Here is a 6,301-nt window from a genome sequence, read left to right on the forward strand (position 1 = left end):
CTATAAACGCATAGGAATATCTCTATTTGCAAGATATTTCTTTAAATCCATTATTTCCATTTCTTTATAATGGAACAATGACGCTGCCAAAGCTGCATCTGCTTTTCCTTCAGTAAAAGCATCATAAAAATGTTCCATACTACCTGCTCCGCCTGAGGCAATTACGGGAATGGATACATTTTCTGCAATTGTTCTTGTAAGCTCAATATCATATCCAGCCTTAGTTCCATCACAATCCATACTTGTCAGAAGTATCTCACCGGCACCAAGCTTTTCAGCTTTCATTGCCCACTCAACCGCATCAATATTCATATCAACACGGCCACCGTTTTTATAAATACTCCATCCACTGCCATTATCGCGTTTTTTAGCATCTATTGCAACCACAACACACTGGCTTCCAAACTTGTCTGCTGCTTCACTTATAAGTGTCGGATTCATAATAGCTGCCGAATTAATTGAAATCTTATCTGCACCTTCTCTCAAAAGCACCTTAAAGTCATCAACACTTCTTATTCCACCACCAACTGTAAATGGAATAAATACCTTTTCAGCAACCTTTCTTACCAAATCTACAGTTGTACTTCTTCCGTCACTTGAAGCTGTGATATCAAGAAATACAAGTTCATCAGCTCCTGATTTATCATACATCTGGGCAACTTCAACCGGGTCTCCTGCATCACGCAGATCCACAAAATTAGTCCCCTTTACAACTCTTCCGTTTTTACAATCCAGACATGGAATAATTCTCTTTGTAAACATATATTATATCTCCAATCAATATAATTACTAATATTATAATGAAGCAAAGTTCTTCAAAATTCTCAAACCAACATCACTGCTCTTTTCAGGATGGAACTGACATGCAAATATATTTCCTGATTCAACAGAAGCATGAATATGTGTTGAATATTCAGTTGAGGCTGCAACTATATTTTCATCCTCAGCTTTAAGATAATATGAATGTACAAAATAAACGTAAGAGTTATTAGCAATTCCGTCAAACAATCTTGCCTGTGGCTTTATATTAAGTGAATTCCATCCCATATGAGGAATCTTCAATCCTTCCTTTGGTGGAATTCTTAATATCTCTCCTTTAAGAATTCCAAGTCCCTCTGCTCCCGGTGTCTCATCACTCTTTTCAAATAAAAGCTGTAATCCAAGACAGATTCCTAAAAATGGCGTATCCTTTTCGGCTACTTTTTTTATTGTATCAACAAGATTAAAATGGTCAAGATTATTCATTGCATCTCCAAACGAACCTACGCCCGGAAGAATAACCTTATCAGCCTGAAGTATCTCACTCGAATCTCTTGATACAATAACATCCTGACCTAAATACTTTAATGCCTTTTCTACACTCTTTAAATTGCCCGCGTCATAATCGATTATAGCTATCATTTATTATCTTGCCTTTCCGTATGCTTCGATTTTTTTATAGTACTGCGTAAAATTATTATCAGACATAGCAACTAATGATACTGCTTCTGATTCAGATATTTTAAATGTATCGTTAAAAGCCTGTATAATCTGTGCTCGTGCTTCTTTCATCTGGTTTCCGACACCAAGACTGTTCGCTTCATTATAATATGTATCATATCTGGCAAGTCCTTTTACAAGTGCATTGATTGCCTCCGTTTTCATATCCATTTCCATATAATTCTGATATGATTCATACTGTCTTGTAACATATGTTATAAGCGTTGCCTGTCTGTACAATGTCTCATCACTCTTATTTAATTTCATTCCTGATAATGATTCATAAACTTTTGAATAATCACCATTTTCAAGATTTGTTTTTGCCTTTGAAATTGCTGTTGTATAGCTTACTGTTGTATTAAGAAGTGAAATAAGAACAATCACACTTGCAACAAGTGTAATAAATAACATTATGCTCTTAGGTTTTATCTTTAATATATCTCCAGGCTTTGGTTCCGGCTTTGGCTTTTTCTCTTTCTTAGGTTTTGCAGCTTTCTTAGCTGCTTTTGCATCCTTAGCCTTCTTTTTCTCAGCAGCCTTAACTTCTTTCTCTTTCTTGGCATTTTCTTTTTTAACTGCTGCTGCCGCCTGTTTTTCTTCTTTTTTCTTCTTCTGTTCTTCTATATCTGCAAGTTCAGCTTCTTCTTCCAGTTTATCCTCTTCAGCATTTTTCTTCTTCAACTGGGCAATACGATATTTAAGCTTAGCTATAAGCCCCTTTTTAGGTGCAATATTTTCGTCAAGATTATCTTTGTCACCATACATTTCCTTGATAAGCTGTACATTCTCATCTTTGCTTCTGTCTGGTTCTTCCGGCAAATCATTTTTTTCTGTCTTATCTTCCGATGTATCATCATAAATATCATTATTTACAGAATTTTCATCATCTTGATTGATATTATCAGCAATGTCTGCCCTGTTTTCATCAAGGATACTTTCATTTTCCGGCTGTGGTTCTGCCTGTGGCTGTAACTCTGCCTGTGGCTCTGATGCTGACTGTCTGATATCATCATCTTTTCTTACATCATCAACAGATTTTTTAGTTTTATTTGTCTTTACAACTTTTTGTTTAGACGACTTTTCTTTTTTTTCAATATCTAAATCTTCATCTTCTTCATCAAGATTCTCAAAGAAAACACTTTTTATAACAGAAAAAATATTATTTTTCTTTGTCTTTTCTTTCTTCTGTTTTTTCTTGCCTTTTTTTGATGCTTTTGCTGAGTCAGCCACCGTCTCACCATTATCAACAGTATCAACAGCCATATTGACATCAGCTTTTTTTTCGTCAGATTTCTCTTTATTATTCTGATTATTAATGTTGTCTTTTTCTTCCTTCGTGTCATCAAACAAATCATCAACTGATGATGTATCTGTTGTGACCTGCTCTATAATATTATCAAGCCCCATCTGTGAAAGCCTTTTCATATCATCTTCTGAAAGTTCTGGTTCAGAAAAATCCGGTTTTTCATCTAAGCTCATTTATTTTCTCCTCATTCTATAAATACTGCCATTTTAAACATTAAAATTGTATCATACAATAATCAAATTAACAATAAATTACTTTAAAAGCATATCTCGTAATTCTTCAACAAAATCCTTTGCATTCTTATTAATGCCACATGCCCTCTCCCCTATATTTTCAGGAAGCTGGTAAAATTCATCATTAATTCTATACATTTTACTTTTTTGATTAATAAAAACAATTTTCTCAAATGGCCATCTGAAAACATTCGGATGATTAAAATCCTCACCGAGTTCAATTATAAGCAGTTCCTTATTTAATGTTGCCGACAGCCATTTATTATATAAATCCCACTGTTTCTGTCCGTTTTCTTCATTGTCAGCAAATGGAGCACATACTCTTTTAGGATTAACTTCTGTATTTTCAAAAATATTTTCTTTATTTGTTGTAATAATAAAATAATTCTTTTTATCTAAATAATTATTAAAAAAAGTTATTATCTCATTCATTGCAGATATTTCACCATACTTATCACTTGTAAGCTGCGAACCAATTCCTATTACAACCATCTGTGCTTCATTATAATCATTAATAAAATCTTCTATATTAAAATCTTTCAAACTTATATCTCCAATTTTTTATATACAATATGCTGCCACCAGTAATGTGACAGCATATAAAATACTAATATCTTTTATTATTTCTGAGCATTAATCAGCTTATCAATCTCACCAACAAGCTGTCCTATTTCAGGTTTTGATAACTGTGCATTTGCACCAAGCAATTCACCTTTTGCTCTCATCTGTTCATTGATAAGAGATGAGAATATAATAACAGGAATATTCTTTAACTGCTCATCTGTTTTTATTAATTTTGTAAGATGATGTCCATCCATCTGAGGCATCTCAATATCTGTTATTATACATGCAATATCGTTAGGTACTGCACCTGACTTAACTTCCTGAAGGTAATCCCATGCTTCTTGTCCATTAGCAAATCTTGTAAGATTAACATAACCAGACTTTTTAAGAGAATTGCCTATCATTGCACCAAGAAGTGGAGAATCTTCAACTGAAATAACATGAGCCTGACTTCTCTCTCTTCCTTCATATTCTTCTATATCTGATACTTTAAGACCAGTTTCCGGACTAATATCTGATACTATCTTCTCAAAGTCCAATATAATAATAAGCTGATTATCAATCTTAACTACACCTGTCGCAATACCACTGTCCTGAGAACTTACTGTACTATCCGGTGTAATTATATCAGCCCATGATACTCTGTGAATACCAATAACTGTATGAACGTGAAATGCTACATTCAACTGATTGAAATTAGTTATAATAAACATATCTTTTTTTATATCTGGCGAAGGCTTTGCATTAATAACTTTAGCAAGGTCTACAACTGTAATCATCATATCTCTTGGCATAAAAATACCTTCAACATTAGGATGTGAATTAGGTACAGGTGTTACGACATGAAATGGAACTATCTCCTTTATCTTCGCTACATTAATACCGTAATGATTATTGCCAACTGTAAATTCCAAAACTTCTAATTCATTTGTTCCGCTTTCCATTAATATGTTAGTTTCCATATCTAAAATCCTCCGATTCACGTTCATTTCATTAATTTATTATAACAAGTTTTTACAACTATTTCAACATAATTAAACGTATAATTAAGACTAATTCTACTTAATAATCTGCTTAATAAGTTCAGGTTTTTCACACTTTTTATCCACTATTTTATATGAATTCAAAATAATATTAATAACATCATTTTTTACTTCTTTTTTATTAAAATATATAGTTGCAATTTCTTCATTTTTATTGACAAAATCACCTGTTTTTTTATGAAGAACTATTCCTGCAGATAAATCAACAGGACTGTCTTTATCCTTTCTTCCTGCACCAAGAATCATAGATGCTCTTCCTATCTGTTCACATTCGATTGATTCAACATACCCCTCAGAATTTGATATTACAGGCACAATATAACTTGCATTTACAAGTTTCATCGGGTTGTCAATATTACTTATATCTCCACCCTGGGTCTTGATAAATTCCTTAAATTTTGAATATGCAGTGCCATTCGTCAGTGATGATTCAAGCATATCTTTGGCCTGTGCGGCATCCGATGCTTTTCCGGCTGCCTCTAAAATCTGTGTTCCAAGTGCAATGCAAAGATTATGCAAATCAGCTGGTCCTTTTCCCTTTAATGTTTCAATAGCTTCAACAACCTCCAACGCATTTCCAATATTATATCCTAATGGCTGATTCATATCAGATATAACCGCAATCGTTTGCTTATTTGATGCTTTTCCTATCTTTACCATCTCATGTGCAAGTTGTAATGCATCATGTTCGTTTTTCATGAAAGCTCCACTTCCAGACTTAACATCAAGTACAATTATATCTGCACCAGCTGCAAGTTTTTTACTCATAATACTGCTTGCAATAAGTGAAACATTTTCTACAGTTGCCGTAACGTCCCTCAATGCATAAATTTTCTTATCAGCAGGAGCAAGACTTAGCGTCGGTCCATTAACTGCAATACCGATATGTTTTATATTTTCTATAAATTGTTCATTAGTCAATGATGTATTAAAGCCCGGAAAAGATTCCAGTTTATCAATTGTACCGCCTGTGTTGCCCAATCCTCTCCCGCTCATCTTCGCCATATTAATGCCAAGTGATGCTATCATTGGTGCCAACACAAGTGTAGTTTTATCTCCCACACCACCGGTACTGTGTTTATCAGCTTTAACTCCCGGTATACAGGATAAATCCAGTTTCTCACCGCTATCTGTCATTGCCTTAGTCAATGCAAAAGTTTCTTCATCTGAAAGGCCTTTAAAATAAACGGCCATAAGAAATGCTGACATTTGGTAATCCGGAATACTCCCCTGTGTATATCCTTTAACAATGTAATTAATCTCAGATTCAGTAAGACATCCACCCTCTCTCTTCTTTAAAATCAAATCATACATTCTCATATAAATCACCTGCCACTTTATTTAAATATTCACATTTATTATCTTATTTATAATTTTACTCTTTTTATAGAATATACGCAAGCGTTTTATCAATATTTTATATTGTATAATGTGAAATATTTCACTTTTTAAATCACTATCACCTTTCGGACTATAAATTTCAATATATAACAGCTTATCTGAATCAGACAAATAAAAAAAACCTATGGAATAACCACAGGTTTAATAACAATATTATCAAAGGATTGCTCCCTCAAAACTGCACATTAAATATATCTTTTTTCATCCGATTACCTTTAAAGATAACTCTCGTTCTATCTCGTTGCGTTTCATTACAAACCTAACCTCTTCGGTTA

The 6,301-nt window shown here is 33.5% G+C and carries 6 protein-coding genes; all 6 read right to left on the minus strand.

Features of this window, described 5'->3' with window-relative positions; all coding sequences use genetic code 11:
- Window positions 1–762, minus strand: a complete 762-nt coding sequence (gene hisF / locus WMO38_RS06070; RefSeq protein ID WP_021866618.1) for an imidazole glycerol phosphate synthase subunit HisF — start codon at window positions 760–762, stop codon at window positions 1–3.
- A gap of 33 nt (window positions 763–795) precedes the next feature.
- Entirely contained in the window at window positions 796–1,401 is a 606-nt protein-coding gene (gene hisH, locus WMO38_RS06075) for an imidazole glycerol phosphate synthase subunit HisH (RefSeq protein WP_186836843.1), read from the minus strand.
- Window positions 1,402–1,404: 3 nt separating this feature from the next.
- Complete coding sequence (locus tag WMO38_RS06080) at window positions 1,405–2,958, minus strand: hypothetical protein (RefSeq protein ID WP_349161893.1); 1,554 nt, start codon at window positions 2,956–2,958, stop codon at window positions 1,405–1,407.
- Between the two features lie 78 nt (window positions 2,959–3,036).
- Window positions 3,037–3,561: a hypothetical protein gene (locus WMO38_RS06085; RefSeq protein ID WP_186836774.1), complete on the minus strand. Its 525-nt coding sequence runs from the start codon at window positions 3,559–3,561 to the stop codon at window positions 3,037–3,039.
- Window positions 3,562–3,638: 77 nt separating this feature from the next.
- Complete coding sequence (locus tag WMO38_RS06090) at window positions 3,639–4,544, minus strand: chemotaxis protein (protein ID WP_186836773.1); 906 nt, start codon at window positions 4,542–4,544, stop codon at window positions 3,639–3,641.
- Between the two features lie 96 nt (window positions 4,545–4,640).
- Window positions 4,641–5,945: a pyrimidine-nucleoside phosphorylase gene (locus tag WMO38_RS06095; protein WP_349161894.1), complete on the minus strand. Its 1,305-nt coding sequence runs from the start codon at window positions 5,943–5,945 to the stop codon at window positions 4,641–4,643.
- Between the last annotated feature and the right edge of the window lie 356 nt (window positions 5,946–6,301).

The sequence above is a fragment of the Lachnospira hominis (ex Hitch et al. 2025) genome (genome assembly GCF_040096395.1).
Classification (GTDB): Bacteria; Bacillota; Clostridia; order Lachnospirales; family Lachnospiraceae; genus Lachnospira; species Lachnospira hominis.

Excerpts from the sequence above, each read along its gene's own strand:
- hisF (WP_021866618.1), bottom strand. The coding sequence starts at position 762 with ATGTTTACAAAGAGAATTATTCCATGTCTGGATTGTAAAAACGGAAGA.
- hisH (WP_186836843.1), bottom strand. The coding sequence starts at position 1,401 with ATGATAGCTATAATCGATTATGACGCGGGCAATTTAAAGAGTGTAGAA.
- WMO38_RS06080 (WP_349161893.1), bottom strand. The coding sequence starts at position 2,958 with ATGAGCTTAGATGAAAAACCGGATTTTTCTGAACCAGAACTTTCAGAA.
- WMO38_RS06090 (WP_186836773.1), bottom strand. The coding sequence starts at position 4,544 with ATGGAAACTAACATATTAATGGAAAGCGGAACAAATGAATTAGAAGTT.
- WMO38_RS06095 (WP_349161894.1), bottom strand. The coding sequence starts at position 5,945 with ATGAGAATGTATGATTTGATTTTAAAGAAGAGAGAGGGTGGATGTCTT.